Annotated in this window: 20 protein-coding genes; 10 read left to right on the top strand and 10 right to left on the bottom strand. The window is 49.3% G+C overall.

Going from position 1 to position 20,349, the window contains the following annotated elements; genetic code table 11:
- Nucleotides 1-5: 5 nt before the first annotated feature.
- On the top strand, nt 6-1,364 hold the full coding sequence (locus tag C6Y40_RS24280) for an 8-oxoguanine deaminase (RefSeq protein WP_105936965.1): 1,359 nt from the start codon (nt 6-8) through the stop codon (nt 1,362-1,364).
- A gap of 319 nt (nt 1,365-1,683) precedes the next feature.
- Here the strand turns inward: C6Y40_RS24280 and C6Y40_RS24275 are convergent, their stop codons facing one another.
- A complete protein-coding gene (locus C6Y40_RS24275; RefSeq protein ID WP_105936964.1) occupies nt 1,684-2,976 on the bottom strand; it encodes an NAD(P)/FAD-dependent oxidoreductase in 1,293 nt (430 codons plus the stop codon).
- Between the two features lie 455 nt (nt 2,977-3,431).
- Here C6Y40_RS24275 and C6Y40_RS24270 point away from each other — a divergent pair, with 455 nt between their 5' ends.
- The 8 genes from C6Y40_RS24270 (at nt 3,432) to C6Y40_RS24235 (ending at nt 13,154) form a co-directional block, all read left to right on the top strand.
- The gene (locus C6Y40_RS24270; RefSeq protein ID WP_105936963.1) at nt 3,432-4,595 is read left to right on the top strand and encodes a porin; all 1,164 of its coding nucleotides are present in this window, start codon (nt 3,432-3,434) and stop codon (nt 4,593-4,595) included.
- 132 nt (nt 4,596-4,727) lie between these two features.
- On the top strand, nt 4,728-6,245 hold the full coding sequence (exaC, locus tag C6Y40_RS24265; RefSeq protein ID WP_105936962.1) for an acetaldehyde dehydrogenase ExaC: 1,518 nt from the start codon (nt 4,728-4,730) through the stop codon (nt 6,243-6,245).
- 98 nt (nt 6,246-6,343) lie between these two features.
- Nucleotides 6,344-6,616 (top strand): DUF4242 domain-containing protein, encoded by a 273-nt coding sequence (locus tag C6Y40_RS24260; RefSeq protein ID WP_105936961.1) that lies wholly within the window; start codon nt 6,344-6,346, stop codon nt 6,614-6,616.
- 13 nt (nt 6,617-6,629) lie between these two features.
- Nucleotides 6,630-7,625, top strand: a complete 996-nt coding sequence (locus C6Y40_RS24255; protein WP_105936960.1) for an ABC transporter substrate-binding protein — start codon at nt 6,630-6,632, stop codon at nt 7,623-7,625.
- Nucleotides 7,626-7,631: 6 nt separating this feature from the next.
- The gene (locus C6Y40_RS24250; protein WP_105936959.1) at nt 7,632-8,375 is read left to right on the top strand and encodes an ABC transporter permease; all 744 of its coding nucleotides are present in this window, start codon (nt 7,632-7,634) and stop codon (nt 8,373-8,375) included.
- Nucleotides 8,372-9,106, top strand: coding sequence for an ABC transporter ATP-binding protein (locus C6Y40_RS24245; RefSeq protein WP_105936958.1), 735 nt, complete (start codon nt 8,372-8,374; stop codon nt 9,104-9,106). The genes C6Y40_RS24250 and C6Y40_RS24245 overlap by 4 nt, the downstream gene beginning before the upstream one ends.
- 180 nt (nt 9,107-9,286) lie before the next feature.
- The gene (gene nosP, locus C6Y40_RS24240) at nt 9,287-10,495 is read left to right on the top strand and encodes a nitric oxide-sensing protein NosP (RefSeq protein WP_105936957.1); all 1,209 of its coding nucleotides are present in this window, start codon (nt 9,287-9,289) and stop codon (nt 10,493-10,495) included.
- Nucleotides 10,464-13,154 carry a NahK/ErcS family hybrid sensor histidine kinase/response regulator gene (locus tag C6Y40_RS24235; RefSeq protein ID WP_105936956.1) on the top strand — a complete coding sequence of 897 codons (2,691 nt, stop codon included), beginning with the start codon at nt 10,464-10,466 and terminating at the stop codon, nt 13,152-13,154. The genes nosP and C6Y40_RS24235 overlap by 32 nt, the downstream gene beginning before the upstream one ends.
- A gap of 13 nt (nt 13,155-13,167) precedes the next feature.
- Here C6Y40_RS24235 and C6Y40_RS24230 read toward each other — a convergent pair whose 3' ends face one another.
- The 9 genes from C6Y40_RS24230 to C6Y40_RS24185 all read right to left on the bottom strand — a co-directional run bounded on the left by C6Y40_RS24230 (nt 13,168) and on the right by C6Y40_RS24185 (nt 19,548).
- Nucleotides 13,168-13,575, bottom strand: coding sequence for a hypothetical protein (locus tag C6Y40_RS24230; RefSeq protein ID WP_105936955.1), 408 nt, complete (start codon nt 13,573-13,575; stop codon nt 13,168-13,170).
- Between the two features lie 320 nt (nt 13,576-13,895).
- On the bottom strand, nt 13,896-14,198 hold the full coding sequence (locus tag C6Y40_RS24220; protein WP_105936954.1) for a type II toxin-antitoxin system RelE/ParE family toxin: 303 nt from the start codon (nt 14,196-14,198) through the stop codon (nt 13,896-13,898).
- Nucleotides 14,186-14,443, bottom strand: a complete 258-nt coding sequence (locus tag C6Y40_RS24215; protein ID WP_012841716.1) for a type II toxin-antitoxin system Phd/YefM family antitoxin — start codon at nt 14,441-14,443, stop codon at nt 14,186-14,188. The genes C6Y40_RS24220 and C6Y40_RS24215 overlap by 13 nt, the downstream gene beginning before the upstream one ends.
- Nucleotides 14,444-14,663: 220 nt before the next feature.
- Entirely contained in the window at nt 14,664-14,972 is a 309-nt protein-coding gene (locus C6Y40_RS24210; protein WP_105936953.1) for a hypothetical protein, read from the bottom strand.
- 176 nt (nt 14,973-15,148) lie between these two features.
- Nucleotides 15,149-15,817: a response regulator gene (locus tag C6Y40_RS24205; protein ID WP_105936952.1), complete on the bottom strand. Its 669-nt coding sequence runs from the start codon at nt 15,815-15,817 to the stop codon at nt 15,149-15,151.
- A gap of 113 nt (nt 15,818-15,930) precedes the next feature.
- Nucleotides 15,931-16,722, bottom strand: a complete 792-nt coding sequence (locus tag C6Y40_RS24200; RefSeq protein WP_105936951.1) for an ABC transporter permease — start codon at nt 16,720-16,722, stop codon at nt 15,931-15,933.
- Complete coding sequence (locus C6Y40_RS24195; protein WP_105936950.1) at nt 16,723-17,460, bottom strand: ABC transporter ATP-binding protein; 738 nt, start codon at nt 17,458-17,460, stop codon at nt 16,723-16,725. It abuts the gene before it with no gap.
- Entirely contained in the window at nt 17,457-18,413 is a 957-nt protein-coding gene (locus C6Y40_RS24190) for a YVTN family beta-propeller repeat protein (RefSeq protein ID WP_105936949.1), read from the bottom strand. Before C6Y40_RS24190 ends, C6Y40_RS24195 begins: the two co-directional genes overlap by 4 nt.
- A gap of 16 nt (nt 18,414-18,429) precedes the next feature.
- Nucleotides 18,430-19,548, bottom strand: coding sequence for an ABC transporter substrate-binding protein (locus C6Y40_RS24185; protein ID WP_170308584.1), 1,119 nt, complete (start codon nt 19,546-19,548; stop codon nt 18,430-18,432).
- A 348-nt stretch (nt 19,549-19,896) separates the two neighbouring features.
- Here C6Y40_RS24185 and pedF point away from each other — a divergent pair, with 348 nt between their 5' ends.
- Entirely contained in the window at nt 19,897-20,343 is a 447-nt protein-coding gene (gene pedF, locus C6Y40_RS24180; protein WP_105936947.1) for a cytochrome c-550 PedF, read from the top strand.
- Nucleotides 20,344-20,349 lie beyond the last annotated feature (6 nt).

Here is a 20,349-nt window from a genome sequence, read left to right as displayed (position 1 = left end):
TTGCTATGTCTGCAGCACAGCGTATCTGGATAAAATCGCCGTTATATGTTTTTGCCCCCGACCAGTCTCAACCGGTCACCGGTCTGATAGTTAATCAGGGTAAAATTGAAACGCTTCTGTTTAATCATGACGCCCCTGCATCGCCCTGCGATGAAGTTTTTGACGCGTCCGGCCTGGTGATTTTGCCCGGGCTGATTAACACCCATCATCATTTTTACCAAACGCTCACGCGCGCCTGGGCACCGGTGGTAAATGAACCCTTGTTCCCCTGGCTAAAAACCTTATACCCGGTATGGGCACGACTCACACCGGATGCCTTGCATCTGGCTACCCAGGTCGCGATGGCAGAATTGCTGCTATCCGGCTGTACCACTGCCGCCGATCATCATTACTTGTTCCCCCAGGGGCTGGATAACGCTATCGATGTTCAGGTTGATGTAGTTAAGCAACTGGGCATGCGTGCCATGCTCACCCGCGGCTCAATGAGTCTTGGTGAAAAAGACGGCGGCTTGCCACCGCAGCACACCGTACAAACCGGTGAAGCCATTATTCGCGACAGCGAGCGCCTTATTAGCCAGTACCACGAACGTGAAGCAGGCGCGCAAATTCAGATTGCTCTGGCCCCCTGCTCGCCATTTTCTGTCACCCGGGAAATTATGCAGGAAAGCGCTCAGCTGGCTAAACGCGAGGATGTGCGCCTGCACACACATCTGGCCGAAACGCTGGATGAAGAAGACTTTTGCTTGCAAACCTTCGGCATGCGTACCGTGGACTACCTGGAAAGTGTGGGCTGGCTGAGCGACCGCACCTGGCTGGCGCATGGTATTCACTTTAATGAACAAGAAATTGCCCGGCTGGGTGCCGCCGGTACCGGTATTTGTCATTGCCCGGTGTCGAATATGCGTCTGGCTTCCGGGATCTGCCCTACGCTTGACCTTATTGAGGCCGGTGCACCGATTGGCTTAGGAGTAGATGGTTCAGCGTCTAACGATGCATCCAACATGATGTATGAAGCCCGTCAGGCGCTGTATCTGCAACGTTTAAAATACGGCGCAGAAAAAATCACGCCGGAAGTGGTATTGCGCTGGGCGACCGAAGGCTCTGCCAGCGTATTGGGGCGCACAGATATTGGCGTCATAGCTGAGGGCACGCAGGCCGACCTGGCTCTGTTCAGTCTGGATGACATCCGCTTCAGTGGCTCCCATGATCCGCTTGCTGCATTGATTCTGTGTGGCGCAGAAAGAGCCGAGCACGTTATGGTAGGGGGCCAGTGGCGGGTGAGTCATGGCCAGATAAACGGTCTTGACCTACCTGCTCTGCTAGCTCGCCACCGGGCTGCCGCCAGCAAACTTATCGCCGGGTAATCAGCCTTACCCAAGGCACTGTGGCGGCCCCCACCACCACCTACTACTTAGGCATCAATTAGACGGTACTTTGGTAGCAATAAGGCCGCTAATTTACACCTAAAAGCCTTTAAACGAGTGAAAATTGTTTGTTAAACAGTCTTTACTGAATTGGCAAATAAAGCACATTATTTGAGCAATCAAAGCCGCTGTTTTTCACTTTTCAGCAAGCCAGATCACCTGGCTGTTTGTTACAAAAATCACAATTTTTTAACTGTGGTCAGAACGACCAGAGGCAGGATTTACCCGGTAACGGTATGCCGCTACCGGGTACTATTTGTTAGTGAAGTTTTAATTTAGGGGTAACCAGGTTACTGACTTTGCGCATAAGCAGCATTAAAAAGCCCTTAAACCAGCCATGCACGGCAAACAAATGCATATTATACAGGGATACGTACACCATCTTTGCCAGACGTCCCTCAATAAACATGGTGCTGTTGCTGAGTTTCCCCATCAGGCTGCCTACCGTTGAGTATTTACTGAGATGCACCAGCGAGCCGTAATCGGTGTAGGTATAGGCCTGCATGGGTTTATGCATAAACAGGTTTTGCAGGTTTTTGGCCAGCAGACTTGCCATCTGGTGCGCCGACTGAGCCCGTGGTGGTACCCAGCTACCGTCTTTTTGCAGCACTCCACAACAGTCACCGATGGCAAAAATTTTATTATCCACAGTACTTTGCAGAGCAGGCGTTACCAGGATCTGATTAGCCTTGTTAAGTTCAAACAGGTTTAAATCGGTGAGAAACTCAGGCGCCTTAACCCCTGCTGACCACACCATTAAGTCGGCTTCAATCAATACGTCTTCCGCAGTGACAAACCCTTCTTTATCCACTCTTTGTACCCGCGTATTCTCGCGTACTTCAATACCAAGCTTGGTAAGTGCACGGCGCGCAGAACCGGCAATCCGCTCGGGTAATGCAGGCAATATCCGCGGCCCCGCCTCGAGTATTGACACCTGCAGTTTGTCGGCCGACATTTCAGGCATACCATAGGCTCTGGCCAGGTTACTCACGTGGTGTAACTGAGCCGCCAGTTCAGTGCCGGTTGCCCCGGCCCCCACAATCGCAACATGGATCTTTTGCTTGGTAATACCTTCCTGATTGATCTTCAGTAACTGATTTAGCAGCGCACGGTGAAAGCGCTCGGCCTGAATCAGTGAGTCCAGACAATAACAGTGCTCACTAACGCCAAGGGTACCGAAATCATTGGTTATGCTACCGATAGCCATAACCAGATAATCATACTCCACAGTACGCTCCGGGAGGATTTCCAGGCCGTCTTCGTCGTATAACGGGTCGAGGTAGATACTTTGGTTGTCACGGTCGATATAGCTCATATTGCCGAGCTGAAACTGGTAATGGTGCTGGGCGGCGTGCATACGGTAGTCAACGCCGTCTGAGGCTTTATTAATGACCCCGGCAGCCACTTCATGAAGCAGGGGTTTCCAGACATGCGTGCGGCTACGGTCAACCAGTATTATCTCGGCCAGCTTGCGCTTACCCAGTGTTTTACTTAGCCGGGTAACCAGCTCAAGACCACCGGCACCACCGCCTACAACTACGATTTTTTTCATAACAGACCTACTTATTAAATGTGAATTGGTCTGCACAATGCACTGATGTGCACAGATCAATCGACACTCTGGGTCTTATCAACCACTAGCAGCTTACGCCTTTTACCGGTGAGGTAAAGTCAGACTCTGCCAGTGTAAAAGTATTTTATGTTAACAAAAACGCTAAAAAATACTCTCTGAACTGCCACTTTGCGCTAGCTTTTAGTAGCACTTCAAAGCAGTGCCAAAACCGCCCCTCCAAACCAGCACTTTGGTAGTAGGTCTTTCGGAGAATTTCCGCAGAGGACTAAAGTTGAATTCAAAAGGCTCCATTGAGGAGTACTCAAAATCCGGCCGCTCAACAATACTCAATGCAAAAGAGCAACGGCAAAGAATCGTTGTCAATTAACGTGAGTGACAGTGGGACGCAATAAAAGTGTTACTCCACGCAATAAACACAAATATGAGGGTTACACATGAAAAATAATAAATTTGCGTGCAAACCGCTAGCCGTTGCCTTACTTGCACTCTCTTCAGCTTCAGCCAATGCCGCAATCACCATTTACGACGATGCCGAAGTGGCTACCGTATCGGTTGACGCGTCATTCAACACATTCTACACCACAACGTCTGTTGATAACGGTCCAAACGGTGACCGTGACCAATCCCGCGTTAAATCGGGTTTCCTGCCTAATTGGCTGGGTATGAACTTCAGTAAGCAGATTGGTGACATGAAAGTGGGCGGTCGCTCATCTTTCTGGGTAACCATCAACGATTCTAACAGTGGTGTTACCTCAACCGGTATCGATGTTCGTCAGTTTTACGCGACGCTGGATGCCGACTGGGGTCAATTACTGATTGGTAAAGATTTCACACTGTTTAACCGCAGCAACGTTTTCTTAGACGAAGTCCTGCTTGGTTACGGCAATGTCAATGATACGCTGGGACTGGTTGATGGCCAGGGCGTATCATTCGGTAACCTCGGCAGCGGGTACACTTATCCGTTCCCAGCGTCGCAAATACGTTATACCTCGCCGTCTTTCGGTGGTGGCTTCAAAGTAGCCGTCGCGGCTGTCGATCCTTCGCCAGTCAATGGCGATGCTGACCGCGAAGAATCTGCACCTCGTTTTGAGGGTGAAGTGACCTACAGCGGCACTTTCGACGACGCATCAGTCACTGCATGGGTGGGTTTCCTGTCGCAAACCTCTGAATCTGATATGGGTGACGTTGACTCAAACGGCGCTTCATACGGTGTAAAAGTAGGCTTTGGTGGTTTATCACTGCACGCATCAGGCTACAGCGGTGAAGGTATCGGCATTCTGTTAGGCCCCACAGAAGCAGCACTGGGTTTAGCGCCGATCACCATGTATGACCCAACTACCTATAACGCGCTCGATAGCGAAGGCTACATCCTGCAGGCCTCTTATAAGATGGATGCGAATCGTTTCGTACTCTCTTATGGCGAGAACGAAATCGAAGACACCGACTACATCGGTCACGAAGGTATGCAAGCTGCCTGGTTCTATGGCTATAACAGCAACGTCACCTTTGCAGTGGAATATTCGACCAGCGAGTTCTCTGGAATTCTGGGTCAGGAAGAAGCTCAGACTCTTGCCGTTGGTGCCATCGTAAACTTTTAGTAACTGACTGTTTCCTTGCCAGAAAACAGTCTTGTCTTACGGCAGTCGGTGCCGGTCAGGGAGATACAGGTTATCTCCCTAAAAACCGACAATCTGGCAACGCTTTTATAATTGATTACCGGAGTAAGCAACATGATCTATGCAGCACCTGGAACAGAAAATTCTGTCGTCTCATTTAAATCAAAATACGGCAACTATATTGGCGGCGAGTGGGTTGCTCCCGTTAAAGGTCAGTATTTCGAAAACATTTCACCTGTTAACAACGAAGTATTCTGCGAAATTCCTCGCTCGACCGCAGAAGACATTGAGTTAGCATTAGATGCCGCCCACAAAGCAAAAGCGGCTTGGGGCAAAACATCAGTAACCCAGCGTTCTAATCTGATTTTAAAAATCGCAGACCGCATTGAAGCCAACCTGGAAGCTTTGGCTGTTGCCGAAACCTGGGATAACGGTAAAGCCGTGCGCGAAACGCTGAATGCCGATATTCCACTGGCCGCTGACCACTTCCGTTACTTTGCCGGCTGTATCCGTGCACAGGAAGGTGGCATCAGTGAAATCGACCAAAACACCATTGCCTATCACTTCCATGAGCCGCTGGGTGTAGTGGGTCAAATCATCCCATGGAACTTCCCGCTGTTAATGGCCGCCTGGAAACTGGCACCGGCTTTAGCTGCCGGTAACTGTATTGTTCTGAAGCCAGCTGAGCAGACACCTGCGTCTATTCTGGTACTGATGGAAATCATCGGTGACCTGTTACCGCCGGGCGTACTGAACGTGGTAAACGGTTTAGGCAGAGAAGCCGGTGAAGCACTGGCTACCAGCAAGCGTATTGCTAAGATAGCCTTCACAGGTTCTACGCCGGTTGGTGCACACATCTTAAAATGTGCTGCTGACAATATCATTCCTTCTACCGTGGAACTGGGTGGTAAATCACCCAACATCTACTTCAGCGATGTGATGAAGCACGAAGATGAGTTCCTGAGCAAGTGTGTTGAAGGGACTGTATTAGCCTTCTTTAACCAGGGTGAAGTTTGTACTTGTCCTTCACGCGCACTGATTCAGGAAGATATGTACGATGACTTTATTTCTCTGGTTATCGCTCGTACGCAACAAATCAAACGTGGTAACCCACTGGATACCGATACTCAGGTAGGTGCACAAGCGTCTGCTCAACAGTACGAAAAAATTCTTAGCTACCTTGAGCTTGGTAAGAAAGAAGGCGCCGAAGTACTTATCGGTGGCGGTCCTGCCAATGTAGAAGGCTTCAGCAATGGTTTCTATGTGCAGCCAACACTGCTGAAAGGTAACAACGACATGCGCGTGTTCCAGGAAGAAATCTTCGGACCGGTTGTTGGCGTAACCACCTTTAAAGACGAAGCAGAAGCACTGGCTATTGCTAACAATACTGAGTTTGGTTTGGGTGCGGGTGTATGGACTCGTGACACTAACCTTGCCTACCGCATGGGCCGTGGCATTGAAGCTGGCCGTGTATGGATGAACTGCTACCACGCTTATCCTGCACACGCAGCATTCGGTGGCTACAAGAAATCAGGTGTGGGCCGTGAAAACCACAAAATGATGCTCGACCACTATCAGCAAACCAAAAACCTGCTGACCAGCTACGACATCAACCCACTGGGCTTTTTCTAAAAGCGTTGCCATAACTGGCGTAAGCGAGGTTCCCGCATCTGCGGGGACCTTTTTCCTTTCTGTACCCTATAGTCAATAAAAAGAAGGATTTGTCTGCCATGCCAAAATTTATTATCGAACGCGAAATCCCCGGTGCTGGTGAACTTAGCGCTGAACAACTACAAAATACGTCACAGCAATCCTGCTGTGTGTTACGTGATGCCGGCCCGCATATTCAATGGGTGGAAAGCTACGTCACCGACAACAAAATTTACTGTGTTTACATTTCACCTGATAAACAGGCCATCCTCGACCATGCTGAACAAATGGGCATTCCGGCCAACCAAATTAATCAGGTCAAAACGATGATCGACCCAACAACCGCTGAATAGCTCCCAAAAAGACATGATGATTAGAGTTGTACTGTGTAGTGTCATCCTGTGGTGCAGCGCGCTGACGTCGGGCGCAAGAGCTGCTGATCTTCCGGAAATCCGGGTTGGTGTACTGAAGTATGGCACCCTCAACTGGGAGCTGGACCTGGCAGAAGCCAAACAACTTCCTGAACAATACGGTTTTAAATTAACCCGGGTGGCATTAGGCTCGCCCCAGGCCCTTTCGGTTGCTTTGCAAGGCGGCGCCGTAGACATGATTGTGGGCGACTGGTTATGGGCAGCACGGCAGTTCGATGAAGGGCGACTGTATCATTTTTATCCCTATTCCACGGCTGCCGGCGAACTGGTTGTTGATGCCAAAGCCAATGCTTCAGACATGGGTGATCTACAAGGTAAAACCATCGGCTTTGCGGGCGGTAAAGGCAACAAAAACTGGCTGTTGTACAGTGCCTATGCGAAGCAACATTTTAACTTCGACCTGGACCAACAGGCGACTATCAAATTTGCCGCTCCGCCTATGCTTAATCAGCTAATGCTGCGCGACCAGCTCGACGCTGTAGTTAACTTCTGGCATTACGCCGCAGAACTGAAAACTCACAACAAGCGCTCACTGCTGACCATGGACGAAGTACTCGCCAGCTGGCAAATTGGTGCCGAGGTACCAGTTATCGGCTGGCTCTTTAAGCAAGACTGGGCAAGCCGCAACAAAGCACTGATCGATCAGTTCTTTGCGATGTCTTTCGACACCCGCGCGCTAATGGATACCGACGATAACGTGTGGCAACTAATTCCGTCGTTTACCAACAAGTATTCAGAGGGTGCCCGCCCTGTACTCATTGAACACTACCGAAGAGGCATCCCAACCCGCTTCGATGAAAATATCACTACCGATTTGCAAAAGTTATTCAGGGTGCTTAAGCAAAACGAAGGGACCACCCGCGTAACCGGTTCACTGGAAAGTCTGCCACAGAGTCTGTTCTGGCAAAGTCCGGCTTTAGGCGAGCATTAGACAGCAATGCATAATCATCCGGCCCTGACTCGTGTGCTGTCGATGGTGGTGTTTATGCTGCTTTGGCAAGCCGCAGTGATGCTTCTGAAGCCTGATCTGCTGCCAGCCCCATTGGCAGTGCTCACTAACCTGCTTGAACATATTAACAGTGGCGAGTTACCCCATCACCTGGCCATTACATTGCGGCGTATAGCTATCAGCTTTTTATTCGCTATGCTGCTTGGCAGTTTGCTGGGGTTATTGATGGGGCACTTTAAACGTCTGGATTTATGGCTCGACAGCCTGGTCACCCTGGCGCTGAATGTACCGGCACTGGTTACCATCATTTTATGTTTTATCTGGTTTGGCTTAAATGAAACGGCCGCACTGATAGCCGTAATAGTGAATAAAACCCCCAATATCGCCGTCACTATGCGCGAAGGTGCCAGAGCCATTGATAAACGTTTGCTGGATGTGGCCAGGGCCTACCAGGTTCCCGCAGCCAGAACGATGGTAAAAGTGTACTTGCCCCAGCTTTATCCTTATTTCCTGGCCGCCGCTCGCGGGGGCCTGGCACTGGTCTGGAAGATTGTCCTGGTGGTAGAACTTCTCGGCTGTAGTGATGGCGTGGGTTTTCAGCTTTCGTTATTCTTTCAGTATTTTGATATTACCAGTGTACTGGCTTATACACTGGCCTTTGCCTGTATTATTTTTGCCCTGGAAGCCGGCGTTTTACGCCCCTGGGAACGGCGGGTACTGAAGTGGCGATGACTTACACAGTAGATATTATCAACAAGGCATTTGTAAACGACGCGGGGATTGCCACCGCCGTTATTCGCAACCTCGGCCTGACTCTTAGCAACGGGGAGTTTGTCACCCTGCTCGGTCCATCAGGGGCGGGTAAAAGCACACTGCTCAACCTGATTGCCGGCCTCGACAACGACTTTGAGGGTGAGATTCGCCTCAGCAAACCAGACGGCAAAACGGCCAGGGTGTCGCTGATGTTCCAGGAACCCAGGTTGATGCCCTGGCTGAGCATTTGCGAAAACGTGATGTTGGTATGTGACGGCAGCACATCACAGCGCCGCTCCAGCGCTTTACACTGGCTCAGTCTGGTGGGTTTAAGCGGCGCCGAATATCAGTATCCAGCCCAACTTTCAGGCGGTATGCTGAAACGGGCAGCGCTGGCCCGGGCGTTTGCCTGTGAGCCGGATATTCTGCTAATGGATGAACCTTTTTCGTCGCTGGACATTCCCGCCGCCGACTCGCTCAGACAACTGCTCAGTGAACTGTGGCAAAAACGCCGGACTACCGTAGTTTATGTGACCCATGATATAACTGAAGCACTCACCTTATCTGACCGTATCCTGCTACTCAGTAGTCATCCTATGCAGGTGCTGGAAGATGTCCGCTTAACCTCACAACGCCCCCGTAATCCTCTCGAAAATGAACTTTTAGCCCTCGCCGAACGTTTTAAACAGTCGTTAGCTGATCCGGCCTGATCGTTAGTTGTATGACCAACGGCCCAATTTATGCTACTAATGGCCGAGTTTTGTGCGTAAATCACTCTTGCTAATCTTGTTAAACAATTGTGAATTATATAGAATCGACAGCGGTGAATTGGTATCTCAGCCCTTTGGCACAGCGTAATGCAACCAGTCACCCGAGTTTAGGGAGTATCCATGCTGTCGCAACAAATTAGTCAAACCGTTGAAGTTTTCGACTCACCTTCTGTGGCCAGAGCCGGATCGGAAAGTCTTGACCCTGTCATTGCAGCACGGGACATCTACAATGCACTGGCGCCATGTGAAGCAGCATGTGTCGTTTTTTATTGTTGTACCCGGTATCCGCTGGAACAACTGTCGAAAGAATTAAACCGCTATTTTGGCGACATCCCGGTAATTGGCTGTACTTCTGCCGGCGAAATAACGCCCGATGGTTGCCGCAAGCACTCCATCTGCGCCTTTGCCCTCAGTAAACAGCACTTCGCCGTAGAAACCGTGCTGATCGAAAATCTGGCGGCCTTTTCAGAGCACGATGCCGATGAACTGGTTAACTCCATGCTCGACAAGCTGCGCAGCAAAGCCGTATCCCCCGGACCGGTAGAACAACATTCTTTCGGCATGACCTTACTGGATGGCTTATCTATTCGGGAAGAGCTGGTTATCGATGTACTCAATATGAGTATGCAGGATATTCCGCTGGTAGGCGGATCAGCCGGGGATGATCAGCACTTTGTCGATACCCAGATTTATTGCAACGGTCGCTTTTACAGTAGCGCAGCAGTTTTTATGCTGATTAATACCAACTGTTATTTTGATGTATTCAGCCACCATCATTTAGCGCCCGAAAACGACAAGCTGGTGGTTACCCAAACCGCACCGGGACAACGGGTGGTGGAAGAGTTTAATGCCGAACCGGCTGCGCTGGAGTATTGCCGCATAAACGGCTTAAAGCTCGAGGAACTAACCTCAGAAGTTTTCGCCATGCACCCTCTGGCAGTGCAAATTGGCGACCACCTGTATATCCGCAGCATCCAGCAGGTGAACGATGATTTAAGCCTGACTTTTTTCTGCGCCATTGACGCCGGGATTGTGCTGACCAAGATGAAGTCGAGCGGGCTGCATGCTCACTCCACCATGATCCTTAATGATATTCGCCGCAACGTAGGCGAGATTGATTTACTCATTGGGTTTGACTGTGCTCACCGCCGCGCTGAAATCGATAAATACCAGTTGGAAGATGCCATGTCAGAGCTTTACCGTGCCAATCATATGATCGGATTTAATACCTACGGTGAGCAAATAAATGGGTTACACTTGAACCATACTTTTACTGGCGTAGCGATTGGAGCGCCCATTGAAACCGACCTCAAGTCCACTGACGCCTGAAGTAGCCGTTGAGTCGCCGGAAATAGCCGGCGAAGATGAGCTCGAACGGCTGCGCTACGAAAACGAGAAGCTGCAGAAAATAAACCGCGTGCTGATGCGTCGGGTAGAAATGGGGTGGGGCAATCACAGTGATGCCTATCAGTCTTTTGAAGACGCAGCCATGCTCGCCGATAAGGTAAAAGAGCGCACCTACCGCCTGCAGCAAACCCTGCATCGTCTGGAAGAGTCCAACCAACAGCTCGAACTGGCCCGCCGGGAAACAGAGAAAAGCCAGATTCAGGCCGAACAGGATCGTCAGCGTCTGCGTGACGCTATTGAGAGTATTTCCGATGCCTTCGCCCTGTTCGATGCAGACCGCAAAATGGTAATGGTAAACAGCCGCTGCGCCGAATTCTGGCAACAGCACAATATTACCTACGAATTGGGCAAAACCTCTTTTCAGGAAATCACCGCCGCCTCGCTGGTACTGGTTGATCACAAAGCCAAAGCGCAGAAAAAAGTGGGCGTTTATCCCGATCCGATTGCCCAGACTATCTTTAAATTGCGCGATGGCACCTGGATCCAGATGCAGGAGCGTAAAACTAACGATAACTGCCTGGTGGTGGTGTATACCGATATCACCAATATAAAATTAGCCGAAGAGGTCCGCTACGAGACCGCCATGGCTGAGCAGGCAGAGCTACTCAAAGCCACCCTGGAAAACATGAGCCAGGGCGTTGTACTGATTAACGCTGACAGGCAAATCGAAACCTGGAATCAGCGCTTTTTCGAGCTGTTAGGCTTGTCGGACAGCGGTGTTCAACGCGGCGATGTATTTGCCGAACTCATGCAACAAAACGTGTTTGCCAAAGCCCTGTTTGACGCCATTTCCTTTGATGTGGCACCGGATAAGGACTTCCTGGAAGTCGAGATGATGCTCGATGAAAACCTGGTATTACTGGTGCGGCGCAACCTGATCCCCGGCGGCGGCATACTAATCACCTTTGCCGATATTACCGAACGCAGTCGCAATCAGATTGCCCTGCGCGAAAGTGAACAGCGTATCCGCCTGATCACCGATGCCATGCCAGCACTGATTTCCTATGTTAACAAAGATCTGTGCTACGAATTCGTTAACCGCGAGTTTGAAAAGTGGTTTAACCGCTCACGGGACGAAATTATTAATCATCACCTCAGTGACGTGCTTGGCCATAAAGAGTATCAGACCCTCACCATCCATATTGCCCGTGCCATGCTCGGCCAGGCGGTTAACTTTGAGCTCGAACACAGCCGTGATCCGGATAACGTGCGGATCTCAAACAAAACCTACATCCCCCATTTTGACGAGCAGCGCAACGTCATTGGTTTTTTTGCTCTGGAGCAGGATGTTACCGAGCAGCGACGCACCGCCCGGGCCCTTAAGCATGCCTATGATTACATGGAGCAGCGGGTAAACCAGCGCACCAAAAAGATTTCTGAAATTAACCTGCAGTTACGCAACGAAATTGAAGAACGACAACTGGCCGAAATTAAGCTGCTGGAGGCAAAACGGGAAGCCGACCAGGCCAATGAGTCGAAATCGAAATTCCTCGCCGCCACCAGTCACGACTTGCTGCAACCCATGAACTCAGCCCGTTTATTTGCCGATGCCTTAAACGATCTGATACTTGGCGAAGAAGCACAGAAACTTATTCGTTCATTAAGCTACTCACTGGAAAACCTCGAGTCGCTAATCAGTGCGCTGGTAGATATTTCAAAGCTTGAGGCCGGATTGATTGAACCGGTTCTGGATGATTTTGAAATCGACGACTTAATTACCAATATGGTGAATGAGTTTACCCCTCAGGCAGAGGGTAAAGGCCTCAGGCTGAGAGTAAAGACCACTCAAACCCTTGTTCATTCAGATACTTATCTGCTGGCGCGGATCCTGCGCAACCTGCTCAGCAACGCAATTCGCTACACCAACGAAGGCAGTATTCTGATAGGGGTAAGGCGGCGCAAGGCAGGCTTACAAATTCAGATTTTTGATACCGGTATTGGTATCCCGCAGGACAAACTGAGTGAAATCTTCCACGAGTTTAATCGACTTGATGCCAAGAAACGCCGTCATGATAAAGGCCTCGGTTTAGGCCTGTCCATTGTAGAACGGCTCGCCAGTGTGATGAACCATACCATTAATGTTCGTTCAGTAGAGGGCAAAGGCTCCTGCTTCAGCATCACCCTGCCCTATGCAGATAAGCTTGCCCAGCGGGTTAAACCGACTCCAGCACCGTTAATCGACCGCTTCAACGATCAACTCGAAGGGGCGCGAATTTTACTTATCGATAACGACGATGAAATTTGTAAAGGCATGGAAACGGTGCTGGGCAGCTGGAATTGCAACATTACCTCGGTACAAACCCTGGAAGAATTGCAAGAACCGGAGTTCTTAACCGAGCTGGACCCACAGCTGATCATCGCAGATTATCACCTCGACGATGGCGATACCGGCTTTGACGCGTTGGAAATTACTCACCAGCATTTAGATCCGCACCCACCAGTAATTATGATCACGGCAAACTACACCAACGAGCTGCGCCAGATGGTCAGGGAAAAGGGCTATTCGCTGTTAAACAAGCCCGTGAAGCCTCATAAGATGAAGCTGGCGTTATCTAACCTGTTGTCCAATGCAAAAGCCTAGTTGTTGGTACTTACTACCACCATAAACTAGACAGAGTTAGACCAAGCAAAACAACATAGGGATACATTACTGTGGGTCTGAGACACTGTTTTAAGTACTCTTTAATCAGACCCACACCGCTGTTAGCGGTTTGCTGATATTGCTGATTAAACTGGCAGCCGGTTTCATTGTGATTGGCAGCTAAAGCCGCCTCAACAATTAGCAAGCGGCTTTCAAAACGCCCCTGAAAGGTTTTCCAGATACCGTCCTGCAACCAGAATACCCCAACCATTAACACCGGCACAAAGAGGTTAAATTCAAACCCTAAGGCAAAAGACGTAGTAAAAATAGCGACCAGCTTAATGAGCAGACTGTATTTCTCATAGCTATCGAATTGGTTTTGCAGCGTCTGCCATTCCAGTGATAAATAATCCGTGGCCATTGGCTAATCCTAATTCCAAAGTGTTGATGATCATCGCTTGCTTAGCATAACCAGTGGGGGCCCTCTGCGCGACTAAAATCGTCATGCGCGATACCGGCAACGTCTGCCGTTCATGGGCACTACCACCGAACGCATAGGACTAGACGTAATCACAACTTTCCTAACTGAGCCGAAGGTCAAATAAGCGTATCTCCCTGTGAGGGTGTGAGCAGCGCAATACCAACGCCACCGCATACTACCTGAAACACCACAGCCTATGGTGAAAATGCCACGCGTTGCGAATTACTCTTAAACAGATTGTTAGCCCTCACTCCAAAAGGTTACTGTTTATTCAACAGGAACTTACGTAAATCTCTCTCCCCGCGCATAACAAACAAAATAAACACGCTGTCACCATCTTGCTTATAGAAAACACGACATGGATTCACGACAACTTCACGATAAATTAAATGTTCTAGTTCGGGTGGAATACGACCTGATTCAGGGAAAGTTTGTAAGCGTTCGACTTTGGAGAAGATCGTTTGTACTAACTGCCTTGCCGCAACAATATTTTCTAGTGCGATATATTCAGCGATATCATTAAGGTCAGATAACGCGGACTCAGTCCAGATTATTTCAGCCATTTTGACATTTTGTCTTTGGCTTCATCATGACTTACCGCTTTACCGTCAGCTAGTGCGCGTTCACCTCGCGCGATCCCCTCAAGGATAACCAATCGATTTTGCATAAACTCATAATCATCGACATCAACCAGATACGCGGATGGCTTACCATGCTCGGTAATTAGCACTGGTTCTTTAGTGTCATGAAGATCGGCAAGGATCTTAGTTGCCTGGCGTTTAAGTGATGTAACTAGTTCTACTTTCATGAGAGCCGCACCAAAGGAATACCAAAGTGATACTATTCTATCACTTTGAACATAATAAACTCTACAACGGCTAACCTCTTATTATGGGGCTTTACTTGAAGTGACGTCTAATTCTGGAAAAACTAATACGTCATAGGAACACGAGCTTCAACTGAACTTGCTGATGGTCTTGCATTGATTTCTCCTTGTCCTACAAAACGACAGTCCATAAGCGTAGGCATTAAGATTCTATTTTAAGATACTTATGTTTACCAAACGTCACGTAATAAAGCGGAAGTAAAAGCGCTTTAAGTGGGTTAGAGGCGAATGCGTTTTTGACTATGATGCGGCTATCCTGAATATCACTCACGGCAAATTCCGGGCTGTAACACCAGTCAATGCAGGCCGTGAGTATTTTACTGTCGGCCGGCAGAGTAACCCTATGTATGGTACCGCGTTCGATTAACGCCACTTCTTTGCCATCGGCAAGCAACCGATAACTGCGGGTAAAATCAGTGAATTGTTTTGGTCTGGTGACTTCGATATCCATATCAACCTTTGCAAAGCTAGCGGGCGAGGCCAAAACAATACTTAATCTTCAGTGTTTTTTAAAGCACTTGCAATAAAAGACCACGTCACAGGTGGGAAGTTGGTAGTAAGGAGCATCGAGCACACCATGGGCAACAGGATACCCATGGCTTACTAAGCACTATCAGTCGCTAACAGCTAGTTGCGCATCAGATACTGGTTAAAATCGATACTGGCGGCACACAGCGCTGCCTGGATGCGGTTATGTACATTCAGCTTAGTAAGAATGGCCGACACGTGAGCCTTCACTGTGGTTTCAGCGATATTCAGCTCATAGGCAATCTGTTTGTTAGACTTACCTTTGGCGATACACTCAAACACCAGTAACTGGCGGCGGGTCAGAGCGCCAATCAGCTTAGGATCGATTTGCTGCTGAGCAGAATCTTCCTTGGGCTTGCTGCTACCACCATTACGGATGATATCCGGTGGCAGGTATACCTGACCGGACAGTACCTGCTGGAGCGCACCCACAATCTGCTCACAGCTGGAAGACTTGGTGATAAACCCTACCGCGCCATAGGTAAAAGCCTGCAGCACGACGTTTTTATCTTCTTCTGCCGACACAATAACAATAGGAATTTCAGGGAACTGATTACGAAAACGCACGATACCGTTAAGGCCATCCATGCCTGGCATATTCAGGTCGAGTAGCACCAAATCAATGTTGGGGTTTTCTTCTGCTGTATTGAGTGCTTCTTCAAGGTCGATACAACTGATGGTTTTAGTGTCCGGAATATTACGCTCAACGAAATCGGTGATTGCATATTGAAATAAGGGATGGTCATCAGCGACGAGAATTTCTACCATTTTTATCACCCTGTAAATGCTATGTAAGTTATATTAGTGGATGTACTGTCATTCAGCTAGCCTTTATTTACCGCGGCTATCAGGATAATCCATCCGTTTGTTAATTCAGCGAGCTAACCGCCCACCTTGCGTTTTACCATGCCCCTTTTGGGGTCGTAGCCCCAAATAGCCAGACTGGTAAAAATCAGCGTACAAAGACCGGTTACCAGCGCTGCCTGTCCGTTAAACTGGCCATAAAGCGCAAAACGAATCAGTTCTACCGCGTGTGTGAACGGATTAAACTGGCATATCCAGTAAAGCCATTCGCTCGACTCGCGCATTTTCCACAACGGGTATAATGCCGAAGAGAGGAAAAACATCGGAAACACCACGAAGTTCATCACCCCGGCGAAGTTTTCCAATTGCTTGATAAAAGACGACAGCAATAGTCCCAGCGCTCCCAGTAATAAGGCGGTAAGGAGTAAAGCCGGAATAACCAGCAAGTAACCGATTGGCTCAGCTTCCACCTCCAGCAGCCAGGCGATGGCAAAAAAGGCATACACCTGCAACATGGAAATACAGGCACCGGCCAGCAGCTTACTGACCAGCAGAAACGGTCGGGGCATGGGGCTGGTGAGAAGCACCTTCATGCTGCCCATTTCCCGGTCGTACACCATAGAAAGCGAGCTTTGCATGCCGTTAAACAGCATGATCACGCCGGCCAGCCCCGGAATAATGTAAACCTCATAAGTGATGTAGGTTTCATAGGGAGGAATAATCGCTACCCCCAGCGCAGCACGAAAGCCTGCCGCAAACACCACCAGCCATAATAAAGGGCGTACCAGCGCGCTTATCAGCCGCGAGCGCTGTTGCCAGAATCTCAGCAGTTCCCGTTTTAGAACACCAACAAAGCAGGTCCAGTACATCTATTGCTCCCCCTGCTGATGGAAGTGTCGGTAAAGCGCCTGCACCGAGTCCAGTTGCAGGGCCTGCATGGCCTCCTCACAACGTTGCTGCAGTTGAATCTGGCCTTTGATCAGCACAATCAGTTCGTCAGTTGGTCGTACTTCGTCGATCAGGTGGGTCGACGACAAAATCGTGATACCCGAGTCACTGCACAACTGTCGCAGGTGATCATTAATGGTATCACGGGTGGACTGATCCAGGCCCACGGTGGCCTCATCCAATAACAAAATAGCCGGTTGATGCAGCAGCGCACGAGCGATCTCCACCCGGCGGCGGTGACCGCCGTTTAGCGAGCGGACTTTATCTTTGCGTCGTTCGCTCAACGCAAAACGCTGCAACTCTTCATTAATACGCTGTTTTGTATAAGCGCTTGATAAGCCGTGCAGACTGGCGTGATAAGCCAGGTTCTGCTCAACACTCAAATCTAAATCCAGAGTGGGTTGCTGAAACACCATACCGATTTGCTTTAACACCTGACGCGGCTTTTTCGCGGCATTAATGCCATTAACTGTTACGCTACCGGTTTGCGGCTGCAGTAACTGACAAAGAATCGAGAACAGCGTACTCTTGCCCGCGCCATTAGGCCCAAGCAAGGCATAATACGACCCCGGCGACAGTGAAAACGTCACCTCAGACAGTGCCTGTTTGGCCCCGTAGTTAAATCCTACTTGCTCTACAGCCAATACCGGAACACTCATGGTTTAACCACAACGCCCCATGGATAGCGGCCGGCTTTAATCGTTTTAATGACTTTCAGATCTTCCACATCAATCACCGACACATCGCCGCTAACACCATTAGTGGTGAACAATAAAGACTGTTCTTTGGCAAAAGCTAACTGCCATACACGGCGACCTACCAGCAGATAATCAAGCACTTCATAGGTGCTGGCATCGATTACCGCCACATGGTTTGCCGGGCCGAGTGCCACAAAGGCATATTTGCCATCATCGGTAAGTTTAATGCCCACCGGCTGTATTTTATCGCGGTGTACGCCAGGAATTTTAAAGGTGATTTTTTTAATCAGTTCCCGGGAGGCTGTATCAATAACGTCCACTGTGCCGCCAATCTCAGCCGACGCCCAGACCTTTTCACCGGACTTGCTGAATTCCACATGGCGCGGACGCTGATCGACCAGGGTGTTATCCACCAACTCGTGGGTACTGGCATCGATCCAGTGCAGCATGTTGGTGGTTTCCGAGGTATTGATAACCCATTTTCCATCGGGGCTCACTGCCATACCTTCCGGTTCAATGCCCACATCAATTTGTGCGATAACGGTACGGTCTACGGTATCGACAACGGTAACCACTGCGCTGTCTTCATTAGCAATATACAGATGACGGTTGTTTGGATGCAGGGCGAACTGCTCCGGATCTTCACCGGAAGGCAGATTGTGAATCACCTTGTGGGTAGCCAAATCCATTACCTGCACGGCATCAGATTCGCTGGCACAAATATACAGGTATTTATAATCCTGGCTGAAGATAATGCCGCGGGGACGCATTCCTACCTCCAGCGTATCGATGACTTCCAGTTTATCCACATCGATGAGGGTTAACGTATCGCTTTTCTCATTGGAAACGTAAGCCACCTCGGCCTGACTCACCAGTGCCGTTAGCAAGCCGGCTGCTAAAACTAATAAACGCATACTTCTATACCACCTTTTAGTAAGCCATATCACAGCGTGATTCTGGCTTGTCGAATCCCAGCGTATCTAAATCAGTGCTCGGGTGAAGATACCCTTCCTGCGGCGACAGAGAGGTCAAACCTTTTGGGTGCACCAATGGAATCGGTTGCCGCAACTGGCCGTTCCAGGGCCGAAAGCTCAACTTGCGACCCTTAAACGCGGCCAGCTCAAAATCATTGCTCATCAGATACGAGTAAAGGGCTTTAGGATTATTGGTTTGGGTGCGGGTAACCGCCTCACTGATGCTGCGCACTGCCAGCCATGCTGCATAATCTTTGTCGAGCATTTCGCGACCAAACTGTTCGTAAAAACGGTTTTGTAACTGGGTAGCGCCCCACTGCTCAAGGGCCCAGTGCCAGGTTGTTGGGGTTAACCCATGGGTGCCCGCAACCGGTCTGGGTAACCAGGTATTATTAGGAATATAGTTACCAAACAAATCAGACTCATCGGCCACCAGCACAACATCATAATCGTCGCCCTGAGTGAATAGCGGCACCTCGCGCTGAGCACTGCGGCGCAAATCGGTATCAAAGCTCCAGGTTTTCTGCTCGGTTATTTTTGCACCAAAGCGTTTGGCTGACCGGTTAATTGACTCAGCATAGGCTTTGTCGGCGTCAGATTTACCACTGATCACAAACCACTCCCGCCAGCGTCTGGCCATAAAGAACTGGGCCATGGCATCGGTTAACATAGCGCGACTCGCCAAAGTGTGTAACAACCCACCACGGCACTGAGATATACGTAAATTATTGTCGGCTTCACCGGCATTTATGATCACGCTGCCGTTAGCGAGTACCAAATCAGCTACTACTTTTAGCGTAGTCGTGGGCAGGTCTGTGAGGAGGATAGCCGGCTGTCCGTTCAGCCGTTGCTTAAGGGCCGTTAAAATTTCCTCGCTGTTAGCGCCGGTTATGCCCCAAAGGCCGTACCGATGTTTTAAAAACCGCCCCGTGGTATTGCTGTCTTCTATGGCCAGTTCCGCACCGGCTGTGGTGAGATTGTCGGGCGTTTTTTTAAGTAATAAGGGCTGCGCAGCCTGGTTTGATGATTGCTGAACATAAATCACATCTATATTTAGTGCCTTCGCATTAGCCATTGCAGGCATCAAAATCACACATGCAAAAAACGCGAACAGGACGCGAACGTGCTGCGAAAACTGCGTTAAAAAGGTGTAAAACTTGTAACCTTTCCGTTTTTTTATGTTCAAAAACAAAACCCTTTTTTAACCTTATGGTGCAATAGTAGAGCATGATTGTACACAGTTGAAATGAGCAAAAAGGATGAAAGGTTTACTACCTAAGTACAATTGGAAGGAAACCCCAGATCTCCTAACTTTCACCCTGTGCTTTGTTGTAGACATGAAAACTTATTGATGACTATTTTTACTTCCCTGCAACATTTAACGGCATGACAACTCAATGTGGCAGCTTTTGGAGAAACCGAGATGAAGATGTATTTAACTATTTTGCGCAGCGCGATGCTGGCGGTACTGACCCTGGTAACCGCTAATGCAATGGCTCACGGTGATGTAACGCCGCAAGCAGTAGATACCAGTGAATTACCACAATTAGGTGATGAGTGGCTGAAGACTAACCCTTACACTGGCAATGAGCTGGCGATTAAAATCGGTGACTCAGCTTACAACCAGAATTGTGCCCGTTGTCACGGTCTGGAAGTTATCTCTGGCGGAATCACGCCTGATCTGCGTAAACTAAACGATGAGTTTGAATTCTTCAGCCAGGAAGAAGCCGACGGTTGGTTTATGACACGTATCCGTAACGGTGCGGTAGATGATGGCCGTGTTTACATGCCTCCGTTTGAAGGTATTCTTTCTCAGGAAGCAATGTGGGCAATCAAAGCGTACATCGAAACTCGCGGCGTGCCAGAGTAAGCCGCA

The sequence above is a fragment of the Marisediminitalea alba genome, assembly GCF_002993365.1.
GTDB lineage: Bacteria > Pseudomonadota > Gammaproteobacteria > Enterobacterales > Alteromonadaceae > Alteromonas > Alteromonas alba.
The sequence above is the reverse complement of the archived record's forward strand: the minus strand, read 5'-3'. Positions and strand labels throughout refer to the sequence as shown.

Excerpts from the sequence above, each read along its gene's own strand:
- C6Y40_RS24280 (WP_105936965.1), top strand. The coding sequence starts at position 6 with ATGTCTGCAGCACAGCGTATCTGGATAAAATCGCCGTTATATGTTTTT.
- C6Y40_RS24275 (WP_105936964.1), bottom strand. The coding sequence starts at position 2,976 with ATGAAAAAAATCGTAGTTGTAGGCGGTGGTGCCGGTGGTCTTGAGCTG.
- C6Y40_RS24270 (WP_105936963.1), top strand. The coding sequence starts at position 3,432 with ATGAAAAATAATAAATTTGCGTGCAAACCGCTAGCCGTTGCCTTACTT.
- exaC (WP_105936962.1), top strand. The coding sequence starts at position 4,728 with ATGATCTATGCAGCACCTGGAACAGAAAATTCTGTCGTCTCATTTAAA.
- C6Y40_RS24260 (WP_105936961.1), top strand. The coding sequence starts at position 6,344 with ATGCCAAAATTTATTATCGAACGCGAAATCCCCGGTGCTGGTGAACTT.
- C6Y40_RS24255 (WP_105936960.1), top strand. The coding sequence starts at position 6,630 with ATGATGATTAGAGTTGTACTGTGTAGTGTCATCCTGTGGTGCAGCGCG.
- C6Y40_RS24250 (WP_105936959.1), top strand. The coding sequence starts at position 7,632 with ATGCATAATCATCCGGCCCTGACTCGTGTGCTGTCGATGGTGGTGTTT.
- C6Y40_RS24245 (WP_105936958.1), top strand. The coding sequence starts at position 8,372 with ATGACTTACACAGTAGATATTATCAACAAGGCATTTGTAAACGACGCG.
- nosP (WP_105936957.1), top strand. The coding sequence starts at position 9,287 with ATGCTGTCGCAACAAATTAGTCAAACCGTTGAAGTTTTCGACTCACCT.
- C6Y40_RS24230 (WP_105936955.1), bottom strand. The coding sequence starts at position 13,575 with ATGGCCACGGATTATTTATCACTGGAATGGCAGACGCTGCAAAACCAA.
- C6Y40_RS24220 (WP_105936954.1), bottom strand. The coding sequence starts at position 14,198 with ATGGCTGAAATAATCTGGACTGAGTCCGCGTTATCTGACCTTAATGAT.
- C6Y40_RS24215 (WP_012841716.1), bottom strand. The coding sequence starts at position 14,443 with ATGAAAGTAGAACTAGTTACATCACTTAAACGCCAGGCAACTAAGATC.
- C6Y40_RS24210 (WP_105936953.1), bottom strand. The coding sequence starts at position 14,972 with ATGGATATCGAAGTCACCAGACCAAAACAATTCACTGATTTTACCCGC.
- C6Y40_RS24205 (WP_105936952.1), bottom strand. The coding sequence starts at position 15,817 with ATGGTAGAAATTCTCGTCGCTGATGACCATCCCTTATTTCAATATGCA.
- C6Y40_RS24200 (WP_105936951.1), bottom strand. The coding sequence starts at position 16,722 with ATGTACTGGACCTGCTTTGTTGGTGTTCTAAAACGGGAACTGCTGAGA.
- C6Y40_RS24195 (WP_105936950.1), bottom strand. The coding sequence starts at position 17,460 with ATGAGTGTTCCGGTATTGGCTGTAGAGCAAGTAGGATTTAACTACGGG.
- C6Y40_RS24190 (WP_105936949.1), bottom strand. The coding sequence starts at position 18,413 with ATGCGTTTATTAGTTTTAGCAGCCGGCTTGCTAACGGCACTGGTGAGT.
- C6Y40_RS24185 (WP_170308584.1), bottom strand. The coding sequence starts at position 19,548 with ATGGCTAATGCGAAGGCACTAAATATAGATGTGATTTATGTTCAGCAA.
- pedF (WP_105936947.1), top strand. The coding sequence starts at position 19,897 with ATGAAGATGTATTTAACTATTTTGCGCAGCGCGATGCTGGCGGTACTG.